Source organism: Pseudomonas sp. 06C 126 (assembly GCF_001855215.1).
Lineage (GTDB): Bacteria > Pseudomonadota > Gammaproteobacteria > Pseudomonadales > Pseudomonadaceae > Aquipseudomonas > Aquipseudomonas proteolytica.
The window spans coordinates 198523-219447 of record NZ_MIFU01000108.1 but is presented as its reverse complement, the minus strand read 5'-3'; the positions used below and the strand labels follow the sequence as shown (position 1 = coordinate 219447).

The 20925-nt window shown below is 60.0% G+C and carries 19 protein-coding genes, 1 tRNA gene and 1 pseudogene; 9 read left to right on the top strand and 12 right to left on the bottom strand.

Annotated elements, in window-relative coordinates:
- Positions 1-129: 129 nt before the first annotated feature.
- Both scpB and BHC62_RS21870 read right to left on the bottom strand, forming a co-directional pair.
- Entirely contained in the window at positions 130-924 is a 795-nt protein-coding gene (gene scpB, locus BHC62_RS21875) for a methylmalonyl-CoA decarboxylase (RefSeq protein ID WP_070996127.1), read from the bottom strand.
- Complete coding sequence (locus BHC62_RS21870; protein ID WP_070996125.1) at positions 921-2135, bottom strand: CaiB/BaiF CoA-transferase family protein; 1215 nt, start codon at positions 2133-2135, stop codon at positions 921-923. The genes scpB and BHC62_RS21870 overlap by 4 nt, the downstream gene beginning before the upstream one ends.
- A 104-nt stretch (positions 2136-2239) precedes the next feature.
- Here BHC62_RS21870 and BHC62_RS21865 point away from each other — a divergent pair, with 104 nt between their 5' ends.
- The 4 genes and pseudogenes from BHC62_RS21865 to BHC62_RS21850 all read left to right on the top strand — a co-directional run bounded on the left by BHC62_RS21865 (position 2240) and on the right by BHC62_RS21850 (position 6943).
- Complete coding sequence (locus BHC62_RS21865; protein ID WP_238353642.1) at positions 2240-3175, top strand: LysR substrate-binding domain-containing protein; 936 nt, start codon at positions 2240-2242, stop codon at positions 3173-3175.
- A gap of 87 nt (positions 3176-3262) precedes the next feature.
- Positions 3263-4186 carry a LysR family transcriptional regulator gene (locus BHC62_RS21860; protein WP_070996124.1) on the top strand — a complete coding sequence of 308 codons (924 nt, stop codon included), beginning with the start codon at positions 3263-3265 and terminating at the stop codon, positions 4184-4186.
- Between the two features lie 109 nt (positions 4187-4295).
- On the top strand, positions 4296-5486 hold the full coding sequence (locus BHC62_RS21855; RefSeq protein WP_070996123.1) for an MFS transporter: 1191 nt from the start codon (positions 4296-4298) through the stop codon (positions 5484-5486).
- A 231-nt stretch (positions 5487-5717) separates the two neighbouring features.
- Positions 5718-6943, top strand: a pseudogene (locus BHC62_RS21850) (MFS transporter).
- Between the two features lie 36 nt (positions 6944-6979).
- Here BHC62_RS21850 and BHC62_RS21845 read toward each other — a convergent pair.
- From BHC62_RS21845 to BHC62_RS21835, 3 genes are all read right to left on the bottom strand, one after another.
- Positions 6980-8026, bottom strand: a complete 1047-nt coding sequence (locus BHC62_RS21845; protein ID WP_143007575.1) for a DUF2931 family protein — start codon at positions 8024-8026, stop codon at positions 6980-6982.
- A 14-nt stretch (positions 8027-8040) separates the two neighbouring features.
- On the bottom strand, positions 8041-10449 hold the full coding sequence (locus BHC62_RS21840) for a DUF3772 domain-containing protein (RefSeq protein WP_371128929.1): 2409 nt from the start codon (positions 10447-10449) through the stop codon (positions 8041-8043).
- A gap of 99 nt (positions 10450-10548) precedes the next feature.
- Entirely contained in the window at positions 10549-12267 is a 1719-nt protein-coding gene (locus BHC62_RS21835) for a hydrogenase maturation protein (RefSeq protein ID WP_070996120.1), read from the bottom strand.
- 431 nt (positions 12268-12698) lie between these two features.
- Here BHC62_RS21835 and BHC62_RS28345 point away from each other — a divergent pair, with 431 nt between their 5' ends.
- Positions 12699-12923 carry a hypothetical protein gene (locus tag BHC62_RS28345; protein ID WP_143007574.1) on the top strand — a complete coding sequence of 75 codons (225 nt, stop codon included), beginning with the start codon at positions 12699-12701 and terminating at the stop codon, positions 12921-12923.
- Positions 12924-13163: 240 nt separating this feature from the next.
- On the opposite strand, the gene BHC62_RS21830 is transcribed toward BHC62_RS28345, so the two are convergent.
- The 5 genes from BHC62_RS21830 to BHC62_RS21810 form a co-directional block, all read right to left on the bottom strand.
- A tRNA-Gly gene (locus BHC62_RS21830) sits at positions 13164-13239 on the bottom strand.
- Positions 13240-13302: 63 nt separating this feature from the next.
- Positions 13303-13863: a CDP-diacylglycerol--glycerol-3-phosphate 3-phosphatidyltransferase gene (gene pgsA, locus BHC62_RS21825; protein ID WP_029293776.1), complete on the bottom strand. Its 561-nt coding sequence runs from the start codon at positions 13861-13863 to the stop codon at positions 13303-13305.
- 32 nt (positions 13864-13895) lie between these two features.
- The gene (gene uvrC, locus BHC62_RS21820) at positions 13896-15719 is read right to left on the bottom strand and encodes an excinuclease ABC subunit UvrC (RefSeq protein ID WP_029293775.1); all 1824 of its coding nucleotides are present in this window, start codon (positions 15717-15719) and stop codon (positions 13896-13898) included.
- A 16-nt stretch (positions 15720-15735) separates the two neighbouring features.
- Positions 15736-16377, bottom strand: coding sequence for a UvrY/SirA/GacA family response regulator transcription factor (uvrY, locus tag BHC62_RS21815; RefSeq protein WP_029293774.1), 642 nt, complete (start codon positions 16375-16377; stop codon positions 15736-15738).
- 151 nt (positions 16378-16528) lie between these two features.
- A complete protein-coding gene (locus tag BHC62_RS21810) occupies positions 16529-16894 on the bottom strand; it encodes a helix-turn-helix domain-containing protein (RefSeq protein WP_070996119.1) in 366 nt (121 codons plus the stop codon).
- Between the two features lie 81 nt (positions 16895-16975).
- Here BHC62_RS21810 and BHC62_RS21805 point away from each other — a divergent pair, with 81 nt between their 5' ends.
- Positions 16976-17215, top strand: a complete 240-nt coding sequence (locus BHC62_RS21805) for a DNA-binding protein (RefSeq protein ID WP_029293771.1) — start codon at positions 16976-16978, stop codon at positions 17213-17215.
- A 36-nt stretch (positions 17216-17251) separates the two neighbouring features.
- On the opposite strand, the gene BHC62_RS21800 is transcribed toward BHC62_RS21805, so the two are convergent.
- A complete protein-coding gene (locus tag BHC62_RS21800) occupies positions 17252-17701 on the bottom strand; it encodes an N-acetyltransferase (RefSeq protein WP_070996148.1) in 450 nt (149 codons plus the stop codon).
- A 19-nt stretch (positions 17702-17720) separates the two neighbouring features.
- Entirely contained in the window at positions 17721-18470 is a 750-nt protein-coding gene (locus BHC62_RS21795; protein WP_070996118.1) for a carbon-nitrogen hydrolase family protein, read from the bottom strand.
- Between the two features lie 147 nt (positions 18471-18617).
- On the opposite strand from BHC62_RS21795, the gene BHC62_RS29080 reads away from it, so the two are divergent.
- From BHC62_RS29080 to BHC62_RS21785, 3 genes are all read left to right on the top strand, one after another.
- Positions 18618-18752 carry a hypothetical protein gene (locus BHC62_RS29080; RefSeq protein WP_256324408.1) on the top strand — a complete coding sequence of 45 codons (135 nt, stop codon included), beginning with the start codon at positions 18618-18620 and terminating at the stop codon, positions 18750-18752.
- A 339-nt stretch (positions 18753-19091) separates the two neighbouring features.
- On the top strand, positions 19092-20177 hold the full coding sequence (locus BHC62_RS21790; protein ID WP_070996117.1) for a 3-deoxy-7-phosphoheptulonate synthase: 1086 nt from the start codon (positions 19092-19094) through the stop codon (positions 20175-20177).
- 351 nt (positions 20178-20528) lie between these two features.
- On the top strand, positions 20529-20810 hold the full coding sequence (locus BHC62_RS21785; RefSeq protein ID WP_029293764.1) for a peptidylprolyl isomerase: 282 nt from the start codon (positions 20529-20531) through the stop codon (positions 20808-20810).
- Positions 20811-20925 lie beyond the last annotated feature (115 nt).

Here is a 20925-nt window from a genome sequence, read left to right as displayed (position 1 = left end):
TTCCAGGGCATGATCAGATACCTCCTGACCATGCGTATTAACCTGTAAACCATGTCCCCGGTTAGAAATGTAAACGATGTCCCCGGTTTGTACCGGGACGAGCCCCCTCGCCACAGGGGCGGTGTTCAATTAGTTGCCGCTAAACACTGCCGGCCGGCGCTGGGCAAAGGCTGCCAGGCCTTCGCCAAAGTCGGCGCTTTCGCAGGCCTGGCGGCGCAATTCGGCGATCTGTTCCATGGCCTGCACCGGCATCGGTTGCAGGTCTTCGAGGATGCGCAGTTGTTCCTTGACTGCCGCCACGGCCAGCGGCGCTTTGCTGGCGATGCCTTGCGCCAGTTCCAGAGCGGTGGCTTCCAGCATATCGCTGTCGACCAGGCGGTTGACCAGGCCAAAGCGTTCGGCGCGTTGCACATCAAGCTTGTTTGCCGTGAAGAACAGTTCCTTGAGCACATGAATCGGCAAGTTGTGGAAAAAGCGCAGCAGACCGCTGGTGGTGTACGGCAAGCCAATGTTTACGGGGGTCATGGCGAAGCTCGCGCTGTGATCTGCCACGACCATGTCGCAACTCATCACCAGGTCCACTGCGCCGCCCCATACCGAGCCGGACACCAGGGTAATCACCACCCCGGGATAGGCGCGGATGCTGCGCAATACGCGCTCGAGCGGTTTGCCGTAGGCAATCGGGTCGCGGTCGTGTTGCAGTTCACGGATGTCGTGGCCGGCACTCCACACCGACTGGCCGACTTCGCTGCCCAGGATCACCACCGGGATGCGTTGCGCCGCCAGGGCCGCGAGGCTCTCGTCAAGCGCCTGCAGCAACTGTGCGCTGAGTGCATTGCGGTGGGTGGGATTGCTGAAGACCAGCCGCGCGATGCGTGGGTCGACCTGCTGGACGGTCACGGTGGCGCAAGACGTTGGATTCATGGTGCGGTTCCTGTTGATTGGGCACAGTCTTGGAACACTACTTGCGCGGCGAGCAGTGCGTTGATCGATGCGGCGTCGAAACCCGCTTCACGCAGTACTTCGACGGTGTGTTGCCCCAGCAGTGGCGGCGGTCGGCTGGCGGCGCCGGCGGTGGCGCCAAACACCGGGGTCACGACCTGGCGCAGTGCGCCGAGTGTGGGGTGCGTGAGGGTCTCGGTCAGTTGGCTGTGCAATACCTGGGGGTCGGCGAAAACCTCATCGAGGGTATTGATGGGGCCAGCGGGTAAACCGGCGTCGACGAACATGGCCGTCCATTCGCGCTTGCTGCGGGTTTTCAAGCGGCTCTCCAGAATGCCGCGCAATTCGTCACGCCGTTCGACACGCGCCTCGTTGGTGGCAAAGCGCGGATCGTCCGGCAGCCCAGGTAACTCCAGTAGGACACACAGGCGCCCCCACATGGCTGAAGTAATCGGTGCCAGATTCAGCGGGCCATCCTGGGTCTGGAATACCCCGTAAGGCGCAATCACTGAATGGGCGTTGCCGGTGCGCCGTGGCACATCCCCCAGGCTGAGATAGCGTTGGCCGTGCACACTCAACAACCCCACCAGGCTGGCCAGCAGCGAGGTGCTGACATGTTGGCCACAGCCGGTGCGCTCACGCTCCAGCAGCGCGGCCAGCACCGCCGTCACCAGCCACATGCCCGAGGTCAGATCACCGATGGCGGTGCCCGTGCGCGTCGGGTCGCCATCGACGAAACCGGTCAGGCTCATCAGGCCCGAGTAGCCCTGGGCGATCTGGTCGAAGCCCGGCCAACTGCTCATCGGCCCGTCGGTGCCAAAGGCATTGATGCTGCCCATCACCAGTCGTGGGTTGCGGGCGCTGAGCACTTCATAGTCCAGGCCCATGCTGTGCAGCGTGCCGGGTTTGAAGTTCTCGATGACGACGTCGGCGCCATCGATCAAGCGCTGGACGGTCGCCAGCCCCTCGGGGTTGCGCAGGTCAATGCACATGCCGCGCTTGTTGCGGTTGCAAGATAAATAGTAGGTGCTCACGCCCCGGTCGAACGGGCCCCAGGTGCGACTCATGTCGCCCGTCGGGCCGGGCTCGATCTTGATCACATCGGCCCCCAGGTCTGCCAGGACCATGGTGCAGAACGGTCCCGACAGCGCGCGACTCAGGTCGACGATTTTCACGCCTTGCAAAGCTTGCATAGGGTTCTCCAGTGAAGAACGCTTGGTGGGTTGTGGTCCGAGTCTAGGCGCCGTATCTCATAAACTAAAAATATGATATTCCTCTACTCTCATCGGAAAATCATATGGCTCAAGAGGTACCCATGGACCTGCGCCAATTGCGCTACTTCGTCAAAGTCATCGAGTGCGGCAACATTACCCGCGCCAGTGAAGCGCTGCATATTGCGCAGCCGGCAATCAGTCAGCAGATGCGCAATCTGGAACTGGACATGGGTATGCCGTTGCTCGAACGCAGCGTGCACGGCGTAGTCGCCACGGCGGCCGGGCAGACCCTTTACCGGCATGCCATCGAGCTGCTGCGCCAGGCCGATGGCACCCGGGAACTGCTGCGCCAGGACGCCGACTTCCCGCAGGGTAAAGTCTCGGTCGGCATGCCATCGAGTACCGCACGCATGCTGGCCATTCCCTTGGCGCGCGCGATTGGCCAGCGATATCCCGGCATCAAGCTGGAGTTGATCGATGCCCCCAGCGCCGAACTGGGGCGCCTGATCACCGTGGGGCGGGTGGCACTGGCGGTGAACGTTGATGTGGTCGAAACCCGAGGCATGGCGTTCCAGCGGCTGTTGACCGAAACCCTGTACCTGGTGGCGTGGCCGGCGTTTGAATTGCCCGATGAACCGGTCTCCATCGAGGCCTTGGCAAACATGCCGCTGGTGCTGCCTTGTGCGCCCAACACCATTCGCAATCGGGTCGAGTTTGCCCTGCAGGAGGCCGGCCTCAAATGCGAGGTTGAGTTTGAAGCCAACTCCACCGACCTGTTGTTCTCAGCCGTCAAGGCGCAGTTGGGTGTCACGATCCTGCCGTGGGCAGCGGCCCACGCCGAGTTGGTGCAACACCGGCTCAAGCTGGCCAGGATCGATCATCGACTGTTCAAGCGCGATCTTTCACTGTGCTGGCATGACACGGTGGTCGAGAGCAACGCGGTACAGAAGGTCAAGGCAACCATCATTGAGCTGTTCGAGGCGTTCGGGCGCCAGCCGGGGTGGGCGGACGGGCAGTGACAAGAGGCTGGGGCTCGACGCGGGCGAATAAACGGTACCATTGCCGCGCCTGGCCCACTGATCGGTTCAAATGAAGGAACAGAAGACATGATCGAAACCCGCCTGCTGCGCCAGTTCATTGCCGTGGCTGAAGAGCTGCACTTTCATAAGGCGGCGATCCGCCTGCACATGGCTCAACCGCCGCTGAGCCAGGCGATCAACCGCCTGGAGGGCAAGCTGGGGTTCAGTCTGTTCAACCGCAGCAAACGCGGGGTAAAACTGACCCCGGCCGGTGACGCGTTCCTGCACGCCGCCTATAGCACCCTCAAGGAACTGGAGCTGGGCATCGAACACGCTCGCCAGGTGTCCGAAGGGATCGCGGGCAAGCTGACAGTGACCGCCGTGTCGATCACCTACTACGAGTCGCTGCTCAATAGCCTGCGCCGGTTCCGCGAACACTTTCCCAAGGTGCAGTTGATCATCAAGGAGATGCCCTCCTCCAACCAGGCCAAGGCGATTGTGGCGGGAGAAGCGGACATTGCCTTCATGCGCAAATTGCCGATTTCGGCGCAAAACGTCGAGTCGCGCCTATTGCTGGATGAAGAGATCGTGATGGCGCTGCCTGCCCACCACCCCAAGGCGGATGCTGGCCAGATCGATTTGCGGCACTTTGCTGGCGAAGACTTCGTGTTCACCCCCCAAGCCCTGGGCACTGGCTATCACAGCCAACTTATCGCCCTGTGTGAAGCCGCCGGCTTTTACCCCAGGGTGGTACAGGAGGCCGCGCAGATCCATACCTTGATCGGCCTGGTGGCCTGTGGCTTCGGGGTCGCGCTGGTGCCTGAATCGATTGCCCACTCAATCATGCGCGACAAGGTCGTGTTTCGGCGGATCGGCCCCGTGGGCGCGACCCCCAACCCGACCATCGGCCTGTATATGAGTTGGAACACCGACAACCCATCACCGTTGCTGGACAGTTTTATCGCCATGCTCGATTTCAATCCTGCCTCGGTGCCATCGACCAGGGGTTAGTCGTCGTCAAAGGTATCAGGCAGAGACTTTTATAGTATTTCCCAGCGGGCGAGCGGCGCCCCATCATCCCCTAAAGCCTCGCTCGCCCTCCTCCCGTCACTGAGTTCTTATGCCTGCCGTCATCTACATTTTTTCACTGTGTACCTTCACATTCGGCTTGTCCGAATTCGTCGTCGCCGGCCTGGTATCGGCAATCTCCCTCGACCTGAGCGAGTCCATCGCGCAAGTGGGTTCGGCCATTGCAGCCTACGCCCTGGGTGCGGCCATCGGCGCCCCGGTCATCACCGCCATGCTGGCCACTTGGCGCGACAAAACCGTGTTGCTCCTGACCCTCGCCGTGCTGGCCATCGGCAGCGTAGTCATCAGCCTGGCGGCAGATATCGTGACCCTGCATGGCATACGCTTCGTTATCGGCCTGGCGCACGGTGTATTCATGGCCGTGGCCTCCAACGCCGCGGTCAAGCTGGTTGACCCGCTACGGGCCGGGCGTGCGCTATCACTGGTGTGGATTGGCCTGACCCTGTCGATCGCCTTTGGCGTGCCGATCGGTACCTTTTTCGGCAGCTACTGGTCATGGCGCATGGTATTCCTGGCAATCGGCGGCCTGGGCTTGATCAGCACCCTGGGCCTGATTCTGCTGATGCGCCAGCCACCCGCCGACGCACTGCACAAAGACCACGGCCTGAAACAAAGCCTCGCCGCCCTGCTGCAGCGCGAACTGTTGATGGCTGCCAGCATCGCAATGCTGGTGAGCGTGGCGACTTTCTCATTTTTTACCTTTGTGTCGCCGTTCCTGCTGGAGATCACCCGCGTTCAACCACAGGTGCTGAGTTTTGCGATGCTGGTGTTCGGTGTCTGCTCCATCCTTGGCAACGTGCTGGGCGGTTACCTCGCGGATGCATTCGACGCCGACCGATGCCTGCTCGGCGGGTTGAGCGCATTGATGTTCAACCTCTTGGGTTTGTATGTGTGGGGCGACTCGATCATCGCCACCTTGATGCTGGTGGGGCTGTTGGGGGTGGTGTTCTTTGCCATTGTGACCCTATCGACCCTGCGCTTGCTGCGCCTGGCACACCAGCATATTCCCCAATCCAGTGCAGTGGCTTCAGGGCTCAATATTGCCGCGTTCAACCTCGGCACTGCGCTGGGTGGCATCGGGGCAGGCTGGGTGATCAGCCAGTTCGGGCTGGCCTATATACCCATTGCGGGTGCCGGCGCGGCGTTAGTAGCCATGGGCGTGCTTGGGCTGCAGATGAACCATGTACGATTGAACAACCCCTGCCACCCAACGGTTTTGTAGGAACTGGCTTACCAGCGAAAGACTCAAGCGCGTCGTGTTCCTTCCGGTTGCCCGCGTTATCGTTGACGATTTTCGCCGGCAAGCCGGCTCCTACAAGATGCTGCATTGATTGCATTGATGATGACTATCAAACCGACCGGCCTGTTTAATTGCCAACGCTGATTCCTATAATCGCCTCCACATTCTCCCCCGGCCTGGCTTCAGGCTGCATTCCCCCCGGATCTCAACACCATGCCAAGCGCCAGCCAGGTCCCTCGCAGCCTTCCCGAACATAATCAACAGAGTGTCAAACAGCAGTGGCTGGCGATTCTCTCGGTGGCCGTGGGTGCCTTTGCCCTGGTGACCAGTGAGTTCCTGCCGGTAGGCGTGCTCAATGATGTCGCCAGTGACCTGGGTATCACTGCCGGTCACGCCGGGCTGATGGTGACCCTGCCGGGCATCATGGCCGCCCTCGCCGCGCCTTTGCTGTCGGTCAGCATTGGCACCATGGACCGGCGCTATCTATTGATCGGCCTGACGCTGATCATGATCATCGCCAACTCGGTAGTGGCTTTTGCCAGCGACTTTGGCCTGCTGCTGTTGGGCCGCGTGCTGCTGGGTATCAGCATCGGGGGCTTCTGGGCGACCGCCATCGCTCTGAGCGGCCGGCTGGCGCCCAAGGGCGTGGGTGTCGCCCAGGCGACTTCGATCATCATGGTCGGCGTGACCCTCGCCACCGTCCTGGGCGTGCCCGTAGGCACCTGGCTGAGTGGCCTGATGGGCTGGCGCATGACCTTCCTGGTCACCGCGCTGATGGGCGTCCCGGTGCTCCTGGCGCAGATATTCCTGCTGCCGCGACTCAACCCCGAGAAAGCCATCCACATCCGTGACCTGCCCGCCTTGTTTATCAACCCCCAAGCGCGGGTCGGGTTGATCGCCGTATTGCTGATCGGCCTGGCGCACTTTGCCGCGTACACCTATGTCGCGCCGTTCTTCAAGCACAGTGCCGGCTTCGACGGGCCAACGATTGGCTCGTTGCTTTTGCTCTTCGGCGTGGCTGGGGTGGCGGGAATATTTTTGCCGGCTTCGCCGCCAACCGCAGCGTACGTCACACCCTGTTGCTGGTGGCGCTGATGATCGGCACCAGCACCGCCCTGTTCCCCCACTTCGCCACCGGCATGACCGGCGCAGCCATGTTGATTGGGCTCTGGGGTTTTGCCTTCGGCGCCTTCCCGGCCTGCGCCAGCATCTGGATGTTTGTCGTGGCGCCCAAGGATGTCGAACGCGGCATGCCGCTCTTCGTCGCGCTGTTCCAGGTGATCATTGCCCTGGGCTCATTCTTCGGCGGGCGGATCGTCGACCAGTTGGGCAGCTCGGTGCTCCTGAGCCTTGCCACGGTGCTGGTGGGCTTTGGTTTTGTGACCGTGCTGGTGCTGGGGCGCAATGTCAGCAACAGCCTCGCGGCCCAGCCCTGCTAGTGGGCTAAGTGTGGCTCTCCCATCAGCCGGGGGAGCCTAGTCGATTTTACGAGACAGCCTGACTTTCGCTTTACCGATGGGGAACTCTTGCAGTCCTGCCCTCAATGCCAGGGAAACCCTGGTGTTTTGCGCGTCAACCTTCACTAGCAGGTCGATATCTTTTTGCGTGCCCAGCTTCTGGAAAAGATCAAAGATTTCCTTCTCATCGAAAGCGTCGATCCACACGCCATACCGGCTGGTACCGTTGCGCCAATAGAAGCCACAGAACTTGGGAATGGCCCTTTGTTCATAGCGATTATCCAGTAGAGCCTTTGCGAATATATTTTCTTGCTCGCCGTTGTAGGCGCTGAATGCAAAATCCAGCCATTCGCCCTCTTGCAGGACAACCACAGGTCTCCAGCTATATTTTTCCCGGTAGACGCTATAGGTTTGCGGCGCAGGATAGCCTTGCGCTTGGATTTTTTGCCGGATTTGCGGGCTGAAGGTCTTATAGGACGGATCATTGAGCATGCGGTCTGCATAGCCGTCTTTAAACATGTACTGGGCGTTGCTGTAGGCGCTCTCCTTGGTCATCGTCGTGGCCTGCGCCTGAAAGACCCCGACCTCCTTCTGGTTTCCCGCCCCGCTCAGCCAGAGCACCACCCGACCCTGCGGCGCCAACCCAACGACAAAAGTGTTGTAGGTGTCTTTTTTACGGGTGTCCTGGTCGATAAAGCCCTCATCCAGGAGGCGCTTTATCTGGTCTTTGTCCAAGGCCCAGTTACCGGTATAGAACGTTCGCTCCACCAGCGAGTACCACGTAAATTCCAGCTGATAAGGCACACGCTTTTTTTCGATCGCGGTGGTCATCGTTCCACCGTGGTTGCCCCAACCGGTATTCTGCGTGCCCCAGATCGCGTCAAAACCGTAAGTAAAACCCTCAGCGATGATGGCGCCCCGGTAAATCTCCATAGGGTATTCCTGGGGTGCGGATACCGTTCCCGACCAGCTGTAAGTTTCAGCCACGTCGTTACTCTTGCAAGCCGTCAGGGAAAAACAGGACAAGACAGCAACCATCACTGTCATCAGGCTTTTTATTTTCACGCACCCCTACCTCGTCATTGCCCATCGCCAATCGCTGCAGTTCCTTCTCCCGGAATCAAGACCATGCTCTGGGGGGAAGACAATGTAATGCCCATTTCCTGAAGGCGCGCCAGCAGGATAAACAGCAAATCGCTGCGGGTACCGGACACCGAACGCGGGCTGTTGACGTAGCCGCTGACACCAATGATCAGGCCGTCCCTGGCCAAGTCCTTGAAGGTGACCGAAGGTGCGGGGGTGGCGAGAATCGCCTCATGCTCGGTAAACGACTGCATCAACAGTTCGCGAACTTTCAATACATCGGTGTCCAGCGGCAATGTGAGGGTGATACCCACCACGCCGAGCGCGTTGCCCATGGTGACGTTGCGCACGTTCTGCGAGATGAACTGTGAGTTGGGCACGATCACCGTCGAGCGGTCGGACATCTGGATTTCGGTGGCCCTGACGTTGATCCGCCGAATATCGCCCTCGACCCCACCCAGGCTGACCCAATCGCCGACTTTCACCGGCCGTTCGGTCAGCAGGATCAGCCCGGAGATGAAGTTCTGCACAATGGCCTGCAGGCCGAAGCCGATCCCCACCGACAAGGCACTGACGACCCAGGTCAGGCTGGTCAGGTTGATGCGCAAGGTCGACATCACCAGCAGACTCAACAACACAAAGCCCAGGTACCCCACCAAGGTGACCAGGGACGCACGCATGCCGGCGTCCATGTTGGTTTCCGGCAGCAGACGCTCGCTCAGCCAGCGCTTCAAGGTACGCACGGCGAACAAGCCGATGACAAACATCAGCAGCGCAACGAGGATGTCCTGGGGAATGATATGCAGGTTGCCCAGCGTCTTGCTGGACTCGCCCAACTGGCTGAAACCCTGGAGCAACTCGCTGGGGCTGGAGCCCGCCGGCAAAAAGGCCGCCATCACTGCGGTGAGCAGCAACAACGTACGGCCGACGCCAGCCAGCACCGTACAAGCCTGGGCCTGGTGCCGTGGCGACAGCCCCAATGCGTTGGCCAGTGCCAGGCCGCTCGGCTGTTTGGGCGACAGCAAGGTTTCACAAACGTCGCCGTAAAAGGCGATCAGCAGGTAGGCCGTCGCCGCCACGACGCTGACCCACAGCAGCTTGACGGTCAGGAAGTACGCCAGGGACAGGTAGCCGGTAAACAACGCCAGGACAATCACCGCCACCCATATCGACGCGACAAAAGGCAGCATGCCGGCGAGCCCGCCCGGGCGCTCCAGCGCAAGCTTTTTGCGCACGTGGCGCACGCGCAGCAACGCGGCGATAAAGATCAGCGCCGTGGTCAGCGCCGTCAGGCCATTGAGCGCCACGGTCAACGCCAGGCTGGCGCCCGTGACATTGTTGATCCGCTCTTCGGTGGCCACCAGCATCAAGGCCACCGCCAGAATCGCCGGGAAAGGCCCAAGCGCACTGGCAATCTCATCGGCAATGGCCGGCAACCGCCAGGACGGGCGCGGCAGCATCAGCAAGGCGCGTCCAAGGCCCGCAATAAACGCACAGAAGGTGGCCAGGGTGACCAGATGATCGGAAAGCCGGGCCAGGTTCTCGCTCAAGACGGCATTGCTTTCCAAGCCCCAGCGCATCAGCGAGACGGCGCCCATGATCGTCAGGATCGACGATAACCCCACCGCCACCGCCAACGTGCTGCGCCGCAAGCGACCCTCCGGCAGCCAGCGGATCATCGCCCAGGTCAGCAGATGCTCAAGCAGTCGCCTGCCGAAACTCCAGATCAGCACTGCCGCCAACAACGTGCCGAAGAACGCCCAACGGCGCTCGGGGCTGACCGCACTTTTCAAGGCGACAATGCCTTCGGCCTTTAGATTGTCCAGGCGTTGCAGGTCTTCCGGGGTCGGGCGGATCAGGGTCGACCAGAACGTGGGGCTGAAGGGAGTATCGGTACGTGAAGTGACCTGGGAATTAAACAGATTGCGCCGCAGGTTGACGATTTGCGCAGCGAGCTCGCGGCTCGTCTGGCTCAGTTGTTTGGCCTGCTGCTCATCGTCCAGCAGGCTGTTCTTTTTGCGCGTAAGGGCATTGCGCTGGTCGGTAAGGCTCTGCGCTTCCCCAGGTTGGGCCTCGCCCAATACCTTGAGTTGATCGTCGAGGCGCTCCATCTCGGTAGCGCGTACCGTGAGCAACAGGGCAGCCTGTTGCTGTACCTGCAGTGCACCCTGTCGAAACTCCGCCAGCTTCTCGTCACTGGTGCTGATCGGCACGCTCTGGCGAATCAGCTCAAGCTGCTGGCTAAGCTGCTTGAGGTCGGCGTCTTCGGGCAACAGCGGCAAACTGTCGACGACATCGACTGGCGCCGGCGCTGCGGCCGCATCTGCCCATCCCGGCAGGCTGATAGCCAAAACCATGGCCAGCAAGGCCTGGCAGATGACGCCCCTATACATTCGCCGCATCACTTCACCCTTTTGTGTCTTTTTTCCATTGGCATTATGGACCGCCAGGGCAGAAAGGAAATTCCGCCCTGACGGCAAAAGAGTAGAGGCGGCGTTTTCTTCTCAGTCAACCAGCGTGGCCTTGGGCGCCAATGCCCACGGCGCCATCAAGCGTTGCGGGGTCTGGCAGGTCTTGCGCTTAAACACGAAGTTACGGCACTTCTCGGCGAACTGTTGGCGGTTTTCCACCATGTCCAAGCGCATCTGAGCCAGCTCGTTTTCGCGGCAGCGTTCAATCTGCTCAAGGTCCAACTGGGCTTTGCGCGCTCGATGCAGGGCGTACTTTTGATCGGTCAACGCAGCACTGGCCTGTTGCAGCAACCAGGCGCCAAATGCCCGCGGGCAGTGTGGACCGATATCCTGGATCATCCCCCACTGCCGGGCCTGGAAGGTACTGATCGGCAGGCATTCTTCGATAAGTTTATGGGCGATTTCACTGCCGACCGCGCGCGGCAGGCTGTAGGTCCAGTATTCAGAGCCATACAAACCCATGGTTTTGTAATGCGGATTGAGTACCACACCTGCCCGGGCGAATACGATGTCGGCCGCCAGCGCCAGCATCACGCCGCCGGCTCCGGCACCCCCCGTCAGGCCACTGACCACCAGTTGCCGGGCCGTCAGCAGCTCCTGGCAGACATCGTCGATAGCCTGGATATTGGCCCAGGCCTCCAGCCCCGGCACCTCGGCCGCCTGAATCACGTTGAGGTGCACACCATTGGAAAAGCTCCCGCGCCCGCCCCGGATCAGCAGCACCTGGGTGTCCCGGGCCTTGGCCCAACGCAGCGCAGCGACCAGCCGCTGGCACTGTTCGGTGCTCATGGCACCGTTGTAGAACTCGAAGGTCAGTTCGCCAACATGACCCGACTCTTGATACCGAATCGGTTGATACGCCATCTCGTCGAACCCTTGGCTGGCAATCGAACCATCCAGCACCGGTACACCCGCCAACTGCCCAGCAAGTACGTGACGGGCCGGCAACTTGAAGGTTTCCTCGCCGGGCTGGGCCTTGCGCTTGAGTGAGCCGATCCACAGGCTGTGATCGCCGGTCGCGACCAATACCGCGTCATCCTGCACCGCGAGGATTTCCCCCGGCGTACCGCGGCGCGAATCCAGGTGCGCGTCATACAGGTAATACTGCCCGCCGGCGAGACTCGCCAACACACCGGGCTGGCCGTCGGCCGCATCGATATTGCGTTTGATGAACCGGGCGCAATCGTACCAACCGAAGGTGCGATCAGCCTGCTTCATGTTCGGCTGCAAACGTCCGATAACGTCAGGTTGCGTGTAGTCCAGTGGCGTCGGTACGAAACCGCTGGCAAACTTACCCACCACGTCACGGATGCAATAGAGCGCAGCGTCACTCACCGGACCGTTGTACAACTCGGATTTACGCACATCGGCGGGCATGTCGAACTCACAGGTCGACCAGACTGGGCCGGCGTCCATCTCCTCCACCGCCTGCAACGCGGTGACGCCCCAGCGCCTGACCTGCTGAGTGATGGCCCAGTCCAGGGCGCTGGCGCCACGATCGCCCACGATCCCCGGATGAATGATCACCACCGGGCGGTCCGCGTTGCTCCAGAGCTGCTGCGGTACGCGGTCCTTGAGAAACGGGCAGATCACCAGATCCGCCGCCGACTCCTCGATCTGCCGGCATACCGTGGCTTCATCGGTGAACAACACCACACTGGGCTCGTGCCCCGACTGACGTAAATCCAGCCAGGCCCGTTGGGTCAGACCGTTGAACGCCGACGACAACAAAATAATCTTCAATGACTGCATGACTGACTCTTCCTTGAGAATGCATGGCCGGTGGCTCTCCATGAGCCATCCTTGGCCTTTTATGGAAACGCCAGCATAGAGGGTGTGTCAGGTGGGGTAGATGATCGAGATCAATCTTGTGCCAGCAAGTGTGCCTGGTGAAGCGCGGGGGCGTTATCCATCATGCGCAGCGCCTCAGCGTTGCGTGCCGCTGTCGCACCGCCCCTCCGACGATGGATGCCAGTTTGGTGGGCTCTGCGCTCAATCGCAGCACTATCCAGTCGACCTTGAAAGATCGCTCCTACGTCTTTACCAAGCGCTTCCGAAGGCCCCGTCCGAAAAACCCGACAGTCACGAAAAATGACGAGCCCTTCTTTACAATAAACGTTATGTATTCAGTTGTTCTGGGCAAGAAGCCCACATATCCATTCATCTCATGAAGAATCAGGATCATGCTAAATACTTCGTTTTTACCCACGCTGCGTGCCGCCCTCGGTACATCCCTGCGGCCCCGACAGCTCGACCGAGAAGAAGAGCGATTGATCCGCTACTACCGTTTATTGTCAGAGCAGGATCGTGAAGCAGTGCGCTGCCTGTTGTTTGCAGTCAAGGAAACCAGCCGGTCCGAATGCATTAAGCAGTCGCAAGTGATATCAGCCGATTCAGCGACCAAATAAAGTGGAAGGCTCTAGGTCCGATCGGACTATTAAGACCCACGACCAGAAACACAATGTTTTTGCGCACCTCTTTGGCAGTACGCTCCAGTTGCTGATGGGCCCGGGCATTGACCCACTGAAAAGTGCGCCCACAAGAACTGGATAGGAGTGTTTCAGGGAAGAGCGCAGCAAAAGCCAAAGAAAGACTTTTCTTGGGACGAAAAAAATGGACCTCTTTTCAGAGATCCATTTTTTAATGTTTGGAGCGGGAAACGAGACTCGAACTCGCGACCCCGACCTTGGCAAGGTCGTGCTCTACCAACTGAGCTATTCCCGCGTCTTGGTGGTGTGCATTCTATAGATTCCAGAACACACGTCAAGCCCTTGATTCAAAAATGTTTTATTTCTTTTCCACGGTCGTGCGCAAGTGGGGCCACGCGGCGCGCAGGTATTGCAGCATGGACCACAGGGTCAGGCCGGCGGCGATCAGTAGCAAGGCGTAGCCCAACAGCACCCAGAAGGTGAAGTTCGACGGGTTGGCCAGCAGGATGACCAGCGCCAGCATTTGCGCGGCGGTTTTCCATTTGCCCATGTTGGACACGGCTACGTGGGCGCGTGCGCCGATTTCGGCCATCCACTCGCGCAAGGCCGATACGACGATCTCGCGACCGATGATCACGGCAGCAGGCAGGGTCAGCCACAGGTTGCCGTGCTCCTGGACGAGCAGCACCAATGCCACGGCGACCATCAGCTTGTCGGCCACAGGGTCAAGGAACGCGCCAAACGGCGTGCTCTGCTCCAGGCGTCGTGCCAGGTAGCCATCCAGCCAGTCGGTCGCGGCCGCGAAGGCAAAGACCGAACTGGAGGCCATGTAGCTCCATTCATAGGGCAGGTAAAACAGCAAAATGAAGATCGGAATGAGCAGGACGCGTAGAACGGTGATCAGATTAGGGATATTCATCGGCACAACTGGCTACGAGGTGAGAAGGCATTCTACTCGCTGTGTAGGTTTGCATAAATCAACTCAGCGAGCTTTTTACTGATACCGGGGGCTTTGGCTATTTCTTCAATGCTGGCACGGGACAATTCCTGCAATCCACCAAAATGTTTCAACAGTTCACGCCGCCGTTTTGGCCCTACCCCTGCAACCCCTTCCAGGGTTGAAGTACGCCGGGTTTTACCACGTCTGGCGCGGTGGCCGGTAATGGCAAAGCGGTGGGCTTCGTCACGGATCTGCTGAATCAGGTGCAGCGCCGGTGAATCGCCCTTCAAGGTGAACTCATGGGCCGCATCATTCAAGTACAACGTTTCGAAACCGGCCTTGCGCGTCGTGCCCTTGGCCACGCCGAGCAGGATCAGGTCGGGCACCGCCAGTTCGTTAAGTACATCACGGGCCATGGACAACTGGCCCTTGCCACCGTCCACCAGCAGGATATCCGGCAGCTTGCCCTCGCCGTCCTTGAGTTTACTGAAGCGCCGGGTCAAGGCCTGGTGCATGGCGGCATAGTCGTCGCCCGGGGTGACGCCTTCGATGTTATAGCGGCGATAATCGGACTTGATCGGCCCTTCCGGCCCGAACACCACGCAAGATGCCACCGTCGCCTCGCCGCTGGAGTGGCTGATGTCGTAGCACTCCAGGCGTTGCGGCGGCTCGTCGAGTTTGAGCACGTCAGCCAGCGCTTCAAAACGCGCGGCCACATGCTGGCGGTTGGCCAGGCGGGCACTCAGGGCCTGCTCGGCGTTGGTCACCGCCAGTTGTTGCCAGCGCGCACGGGTGCCGCGCACCCGGTGGCTGATGTCCAGTTCGCGGCCGCGCAATGCATGGATCGCGTCGATCAGTGCGGGGAAATCCTCATGCACCACGTTGACGATCAGTTCGCTCGGCAGGTCGCGCTCGGGGCTGCTGACGTAGTACTGGCCGAGGAACGCCGCCATGACTTCGGCCACCTCCTCCTCGATTCCCGTCTGGGGAAAGAAGTTCTTGCTGCCCAGCACCCGGCCGCCACGCACGCTGATCAGGTGCACGCAAGCGCCACCTGGATTGACGAAAGCCGCGATCACGTCGACATCACCGGTGCCACCTTCCATGCTTTGCTGATCCTGCACCCGCCGCAACAAGGACACCTGGTCGCGCAGTTCGGCGGCCCTTTCGAAGTCCAGGACACTGGCTGCCTGCTCCATGGCGCCGGACAGTTCGTCCGCCAGGGCATTGCTGCGCCCTTCAAGGAACATCACCGAGTGCCGCACGTCTTCGGCATATTCCTGGGGCTCGACCAGCCCGACACAGGGCGCCTTGCAGCGCTTGATCTGGTATTGCAGGCACGGGCGGGTACGGTTCTTGTAAAAGCTGTCTTCGCACTGGCGCACGAAAAAGGTCTTTTGCAGCAGGCTCAAGCTCTCGCGGATCGCCCCGGCGCTGGGGTAAGGGCCAAAATACTTGCCCTTGCGCTTCTTTGCCCCGCGATGGATGCTCAGGCGTGGAAAGTCACCGTCCGACAGAAACACGTACGGGTAGGACTTATCGTCACGCAACAGAATATTGTAGGGCGGCCGCCACTCCTTGATCAGCGTCTGCTCTAGCAGCAGCGCCTCGGTTTCATTGGCGGTGATGGTGGTTTCGACCTGGGCGATACGCCCTACAAGCGCAGCCGTCTTCGGCGCCAGGCCGGTCTTGCGAAAGTAGCTGGCCAGGCGTTTCTTGAGATTCTTGGCCTTGCCGACGTACAGCAGGCGCGCCTCGCTGTCGAACATGCGATACACGCCAGGCCGGCCACTGCAGGTCGCAAGAAATGCACTCGGGTCAAACGCGGCGGTTATTTCAGTGGCTTGCATTTCAGGCGCTGGCGTCCACCATGCCGTGGCGAACCGCCAGCAAGGTCAGTTCCACATCACTGCTGATGGATAGCTTCTCGAAAATTCGATAACGGTAGGTGTTCACGGTTTTCGGCGACAGGCAGAGCTTGTCGGAAATCGACTGGACCTTCTGACACCCCACAATCATCAGGGCAATCTGAATTTCGCGCTCGGACAAGGCATCAAATGGCGAGTCACTGACCGGCTGAAACGACTTGATTGCCAGTTGTTGGGCAATCTGCGGGCTGATGTAACGCTGGCCAGCGAATACCAGGCGGATGGCCTGGACCATTTCCGCGAGCCCTGCACCTTTTGTCAGGTAGCCTGCCGCGCCCGCCTGAAGAAGCCTTGTGGGAAAAGGATCTTCTTCACAGACCGTCACTACGACGACCTTGATATCCGGATGACTGCGCAACAACTTGCAGGTAGCGCCAAGACCACCAATCCCCGGCATCTTGACGTCCATCAAGACCACATCGGGCTTCAATTCACGCGCTTTGATCAGGGATTCCTCCCCTGACTCGGCCTGACCGACTACTTGCAGGCCATCGATGTCAGCCAGCATTCGTGTAATGCCTGTACGAACGAGATCATGGTCATCGACTACTAGCACCCTAATCAAGCAGACACCTCGCGAAATGGTCTTATAGGTTGCCGGACACCTTAGCAAAAAACCACGGCACAGACCTAGCTGAACGCGTCATATATATAGAGTTTCAATACACTACGAACGCCTGCCGAGCGGCAGGCGGGGGTGTTTCCTGGGTAAAAGGTCAGGATTCCTTGGGGATCGGCGGGGATTTTCCATTCACCACAGAGCAATGCTCTGCCAAGGTACTGGTCAGCCGGCGGATCGCATCCTGATCCTCTTTAAACATCGCGCGGTAGTTGCCCAGAACCTTTTCTTCGACCTGGCTCAGGTTTTCCAGCTGGATGGGCGTGGGGCTCCCTGTCAAAACAAACAGGATATCGACACCCTTCTCTGCAACGCGCGATAAGTAATCAGCCTTGGGCGCGCGACCACCGCTTTCGTATCGACCTTGGGCGTTAGCCTCCACGCCTCCTATTTCACCGAAAACCTTTTGCGACAAACCCAGCCGCTCCCTCTCTTGCCTTAAGCGCGAACCTATTCCACTCATTTGGATGTAATATCCTTTATGGCACACCCCAAGAGGTGACGATGTCATCTCGTTTTACACAAACTTGAACGGTTTTGAACTATGCCCGGAATCCGTACCGCTGCACAAGCCAAAGCCTGGCTGGAACATCAAGGAAAATCGGTCCAGGCATTCGCCAGGGAGCATGGCGTGGACCCGGCGACCACCTATCAAGTGCTCGCTGGGCGCAAAAAGGGGCGGCGTGGGGAAGCCCATAAGGTCGCGGTCCTTTTGGGCATGAAAGACGGGATCATCCTTAACGAGGCAAATAGCCTGGGCAATGATCAGGAGATCGGCTCCTAAAGGGCAGTATGCACCGATTCAAGTCGAGCGCGAGGTTTAACGCGACGACTGCGCTGGCAGACAAACGGACTCCATGCGCCAGAAACAACCCTCTTCACCGACGATACTCAGGCCCTGGCGTTGATACAGCCTTTTTGCCGGATTGGTCTTGAATACCGTCAAGCGCAAATAGCCCCGGTTTTCGACACGCGCCTTGGCAATCATCTGCTCCAGCACCCAACTGCCTGCGCCCTGGCGGCGAAAAGTATCGAGAATGTGCAGCTCGCGAATGTATAGCGCGTTGTCATCCCGGCTCAGACTGACAAACCCTACCAGCCTGTCATCCTGGCAAATCAACCAATTTTCCCGCCCGGCCCAGGCGGTATCGAAGCCTTTATCGGACCACGCCAAATCGTACTGCCGATAGTAATGGCCCATCGCCTGATGTGTCAGGGTGCGCGCAAAGGCCAGGTGCTGGTCCGATGCGGCCTTGAGGGTGAATGCCATCGCGGTGGCCTCCATTACGTCACAGCATGACCTGCCAGCCGCTCCAACTGCCAGCCTCCCTGCGCGCTATTACCAGGGCATCGCCCATACCGGGCGCAGCCGCAATCAACTCGCCATCAGGCCCCCAGATAGCACTGCGCCCGGCACACGCCCAACCGCCGGACGGCCCGCCATGATTGGCCATCAACACCACCATCGAGTGCTCGGCGGCGTATCCCTGAAGCAACGCACTGTCTGCGGCGTAACCACCCTCGCTGATCAAGACACCGGCCGCATAGACCGTAGCGCCGAGCTTCGCCGCATCCTGTGGATGGCTGGCGTGGGAAAAGTCGGCGCAGACCGCCAGGGCAATCCGATCCTCACCCCACGCCAACGCCTCTCCACCCGAACCTGCCGTAAATGCCGCCTCTTCGCCAGGATGCAGATGCTGCTTGCTGTAGACCGCCATAGAACCATCCGCCGCCAACACCAGCGCACCAATCAGCACCCCGCTGCTCGACGGCACGCGAATCGGCATGCCAACCACCACCGTCATGCGCAGCTCACGCGCCAGCTCCCGCAGGGGCGCCAGCACTGCATTGTCCGGCGCAATCGCCAACCCCGCCGCCAGCGCAGGCTCGTAGCCGGTCAGGGACAATTCCGCAAATACCAGCAGTTGCACCCCCTGCTCGGCGGCCGCGACCATAAATGCCAGGTGACGCTGGATATTGCCCGACAGGTCGCCAGCGATGGCACAGGTTTGGGCACTGGCAAGGGTCAAGGTGGTCATGGTCGCGTCCTGGCTATCATTGTGAGTATCCATCCAGCATATCGGGACACCCCCCATAGTGGTAAGCCCCTCATCGCGATAGAAATTACTGATTGAATCCACCGCCATGCCTCAGTTAAGCTCCACCCCATCATTTGGAGAAACACCATGTTGCAACTCACCCTCACCCAGGCTTGCCCTACTGCCAACGCACAGCGTTCGGTCGTGGCTACCCGCGTGAACGGTTTGAGCGCACTGGTCAGCTTTTATTTTGGGTATTGGTTTAGCCACTGGCGCGCCTGATACCTGAAATCGGCGCCCACTACTCAAGGGGTCGCCTGCCAGAGAAATCTAACCCCCGGTCGGCTCCCCGACCGGGGGTTTTGTTTTTTCAGCCCTGAACAATTTTTGCTACACACCGAACTTAAAGGAAATCACACCATGAACTACTCCACTTATTACCGTTACGACACCTGCACCGCCTGGCGATTTAGCAAGCTCCGTTCGGGACAGCCTGCCGCCTCCGATCGGTCACCTATTGGTGGCAAGCCAACACACGCAGCCAATACGGCCAATTGTCGAACACCCCAGTAGGGCAGAGCGTGCGGGAACAGCCCGCCGCTTGCCCAGGAAGCAGAAACCATGAACTCATCCATCGCCGCCCTGCCCGTCACCACCCTTGCCAGCGCCAATGAAGCACTGACCCAGCGCTTGCCCAGCGCCCTTGAGCTCAAGCATCAGTTGCCCCTGAGCCCGTTCCTGACCGAGCAAGTCAACGCTCATCGCCAAGCCATCCGCGCGATTCTCAAGGGTGAAGACTCCCGCCTGCTGATCATCGTCGGCCCCTGCTCGATCCATGATCCCGAATCCGCCATGGAATACGCGCGCAATCTGAAAAAGCTGGCCAATGACGTCAGTGACCAGATGCTCCTGGTGATCCGCGCCTACGTCGAAAAACCGCGCACCACCATCGGCTGGAAAGGCCTGGCCTACGACCCGCACCTCGATGGCAGCGATGACATGGCCGCCGGCCTCACGCTGTCGCGGGAATTGATGCGCGAAATGCTGCGCCTGGGCTTGCCGGTTGCCACCGAGCTGCTGCAGCCGATGGCCGCCGGTTACTTCGATGACGTGCTCAGTTGGGTCGCCATCGGCGCCCGTACCACCGAATCGCAGATCCACCGGGAAATGGCCAGCGGCCTGGGCATGCCCGTGGGCTTCAAGAACGGCACCGACGGCGGCGTGGCCATCGCCTGTGACGCCATGCGCTCTGCGGCTCACCCGCACCGCCACTTCGGCGTCGACAGCCAGGGGCACCCGGCGATCATCCAGACCCCGGGCAACGCCGATACCCATCTGGTATTGCGTGGCGGCCACCGTGGCCCGAACTACGATCGCCAGAGCGTGGCCCAGGTCAAGACCGACCTGGCCAAAAGCAAAGTGGCCACGCGGATCATGGTCGATTGCAGCCATGCCAACAGCGGCAAGGACCCGATGCGCCAGCCTGGGGTATTCAATGACGTGCTGGAGCAACGCTTGCAGGGTGACACCTCATTGATCGGCATGATGCTGGAAAGCCATCTGTTCGAAGGCTGCCAACCCCTCAGCCCGTCGATGCGCTACGGCGTTTCGGTGACCGACGGCTGCCTGGGGTGGGACGGCACCGAGCAATTGCTGCGTGAAGCGGCCGCACGCCTGCGTGCTCAGAAAACACTGGGGTCTGCGTAAGCGAACTGGTCGTGCCGTTGAATGGTAACGGCCTTATTGTGCCAAGCAGGCATATTGTGCCAAGCGGGCTTGTTGTGGCGAGCGGGCTTGCCCCGCGCTGGGCTGCGCAGCAGCCCCATTAAGCCCGCTGCGGTTTTTCAGATAAACCGAGGCTGTAAGTTTTAGGGCCGCTGCGCAGCCCAGCGCGGGGCAAGCCCGCTCGCCACAACAAACCGATCCCCTGCCTATAACAGGCACTCCAGCTACATTCTCCGATGCCTGAACCCGACCCGATAATTCAGTGGAACTTTGCCGGGAAATAACCGCCTGAATCCGGTACGCTCACCTTTTTTATTCAAGGAGTTACCCACCATGCCCAAAGCTACCGCCCGTCACATCCTGGTTGCCACCGAAGACAAGTGCAACGAACTCAAAGCCCAGATCGAAGGCGGCGCTGATTTCGCAGAAATCGCCAAAGCCAACTCCAGCTGCCCATCGAGCCGTGATGGCGGCAACCTGGGTTCGTTCGGCCCAGGCCAAATGGTCAAGGAATTCGACAATGTCGTATTCAGCGCCCCGGTCAACACCGTGCAAGGCCCAGTGAAAACCCAGTTCGGTTATCACCTGCTGGAAGTGACCAGCCGCCAGGACTGATCCCCGTCTTTGCAAAACACAACGGCCCGCCTCTTGGTGGGCCGTTGTGTTTGTGTGGCAGCAGGGTGACTGGCGACCCGCACGCGGTTAGGGTACAAGTCCCCTTCCTTCTTCA